The organism is Bradyrhizobium sp. P5_C11_2 (assembly GCF_054049755.1).
The window spans coordinates 1-2,136 of sequence record NZ_JBFULT010000857.1 but is presented as its reverse complement, the minus strand read 5'-3'; the positions used below and the strand labels follow the sequence as shown (position 1 = coordinate 2,136).

The 2,136-nt window shown below is 65.2% G+C and carries 3 protein-coding genes; 2 read left to right on the top strand and 1 reads right to left on the bottom strand.

Annotation, left to right across the window (positions count from 1 at the left end):
- The first annotated feature begins 86 nt into the window (after positions 1–86).
- Positions 87–1,160 (top strand): phosphoribosylformylglycinamidine cyclo-ligase, encoded by a 1,074-nt coding sequence (gene purM, locus ACXJL8_RS39485; protein ID WP_456686858.1) that lies wholly within the window; start codon positions 87–89, stop codon positions 1,158–1,160.
- Between the two features lie 5 nt (positions 1,161–1,165).
- Entirely contained in the window at positions 1,166–1,822 is a 657-nt protein-coding gene (purN, locus tag ACXJL8_RS39480) for a phosphoribosylglycinamide formyltransferase (RefSeq protein WP_456621912.1), read from the top strand.
- Positions 1,823–1,947: 125 nt separating this feature from the next.
- On the opposite strand, the gene ACXJL8_RS39475 is transcribed toward purN, so the two are convergent.
- Positions 1,948–2,136, bottom strand: a 189-nt coding sequence (locus tag ACXJL8_RS39475) for a cold-shock protein (RefSeq protein WP_456686857.1), incomplete at its 5' end; no start/stop codon positions are given.

Here is a 2,136-nt window from a genome sequence, read left to right as displayed (position 1 = left end):
ACATAGTACTGCGCGAGGCGCCATGCGAGCCATTGCGTGTCCCCGGAATTCGACGTAACCAGCCGCAAACCCACTGGAAATCGGGCATGACCGACCGCAAAAACGGCCTCACTTACGCCGATTCAGGCGTCGATATCGACGCGGGCAACCGCCTGGTCGACCTGATCAAGCCGATGGTGCGCGCCACCGCACGGCCCGGCGCCGACGCCGAAATCGGCGGTTTCGGCGGCCTGTTCGACCTCAAGGCGGCCGGTTTCAAGGACCCTGTCCTGGTCGCCGCCACCGACGGCGTCGGCACCAAGGTGAAGATCGCCATCGAGACCGGCCTGCACGGCGGGATCGGCATCGATCTCGTCGCCATGTCGGTCAACGACCTCGTGGTGCAGGGCGCCGAGCCGCTGTTCTTCCTCGATTATTTCGCCTGCGGCAAGCTCGATCCCGAGGCGACCGCGGCGATCGTCRCGGGTGTCGCCGAGGGCTGCCGCGAATCCGGCTGCGCCCTGATCGGCGGCGAGACCGCCGAGATGCCGGGCCTCTACAAGGATGGCGATTACGACCTCGGCGGCTTTGCCGTCGGCGCCGCGGAGCGGGGCACGTTGCTGCCCCGCAAGGACATCGCCGCGGGCGATGCCGTGATCGGGCTCGCGTCCTCCGGCGTGCATTCCAACGGTTTCTCGCTGGTGCGCAAGATCGTCGAGCAGTCCGGCCTTGGCTTCGCCGCGCAGGCGCCGTTCGCGCCGGTGATGACGCTCGGCGGCGCGCTGCTGACGCCGACCAAGCTCTACGTCAAATCGTGCCTGCGCGCGATCCGGGAGACCGGTGCCGTGAAGGGCCTTGCCCACATCACCGGTGGCGGCTTCACCGACAACATTCCGCGCGTGCTGCCGAAGCACCTCGGCGTCGGCATCGATCTCGCGCGTCTGCCGGTGCTCCCGGTGTTCAAATGGCTGGCCGCGCAAGCCGGCATCGCCGAGCTGGAAATGCTGCGCACCTTCAACTGCGGCATCGGCATGATCGCGATCGTCGAGCCGGACAAGGTCGACGAGGTCGTGCGGGTCTTGACCGACGCAGGTGAAACCGTGGCGCAGCTGGGCACGGTGATCCCGGCTGAGGGCGAGCACCGCGTCGTCTATAACGGCCACCTCGATCTGGCGCTGTGAGCACCATGAAGCGCCGTGTCGCCATCCTGATCTCGGGGCGGGGCTCCAACATGGCCGCGCTGATCAAGGCCGCGGCCGCGCCGGATTTTCCGGCCGAGATTTCGCTCGTCATCTCCAACAAGGCCGATGCGCTGGGGCTCGAAAGGGCCAAGGCGAGCGGCGTGAAGACGCTGGTGATCGAGAGCAAGCCGTTCGGCAAGGACCGCGCCGGGTTCGAGGCGGTGCTGCAAGCCGCGCTCGATCAGCACGGAATCGAGCTGATCTGCCTGGGTGGCTTCATGCGCCTGTTCACAGCCGAATTCACCAGGGCCTGGTACGGGCGGATGCTCAACATCCATCCCTCGCTGCTGCCGTCGTTCCCCGGCCTCGACCCGCACGGCCAGGCCTTGCGTGCCGGCGTCAAACTGTCCGGTGCGACGGTGCACTTCGTCATCCCCGAGACCGATGCCGGCCCGATCGTGATGCAGGGTGCGGTCCCCGTCAGCGACAACGATACCGGCGCCACGCTGTCGGAGCGGATCCTGGAAGTCGAGCACCGCATCTATCCCGAAGCGCTACGGCTGCTCGCAACCGGCAAGGTCCGGATCGAAGGCGATATCTGCAAGACGGCGGGCAGCGCGGCGTCGGAGAATTTTCTGGTTGCGCCGGTGGTGGCGAGCTGAAGCGCGATTGCGCTCGCGCTTTTCTTTATCGTTATCGTTGCAAACAAGGTCATCGCTACAAACAAAAAACCCCCGGCAGAGCCGGGGGCAACGTCATGATCTCTCGCGCGTAGGCTTGAGTGAAATCAGGAGACCTTGAGGTTTTCCGCGGATGCTTTGCCGCGGTTTTCCACGAGGTCGTATTCAACCACCTGGTTTTCGTTCAGGGTGGAGAGTCCGCCACGCTCAACGGCGGAGATGTGGACGAACACGTCCTTGTCACTGCCGTTCGGCTTGATGAACCCATAGCCCTTGGTCGGGTTGAACCATTTGAC

What these genes read in the sequence shown, in the direction of transcription:
- purN (WP_456621912.1), top strand. Translation starts at nt 1,166, where the DNA reads ATGAAGCGCCGTGTCGCCATCCTGATCTCGGGGCGGGGCTCCAACATG.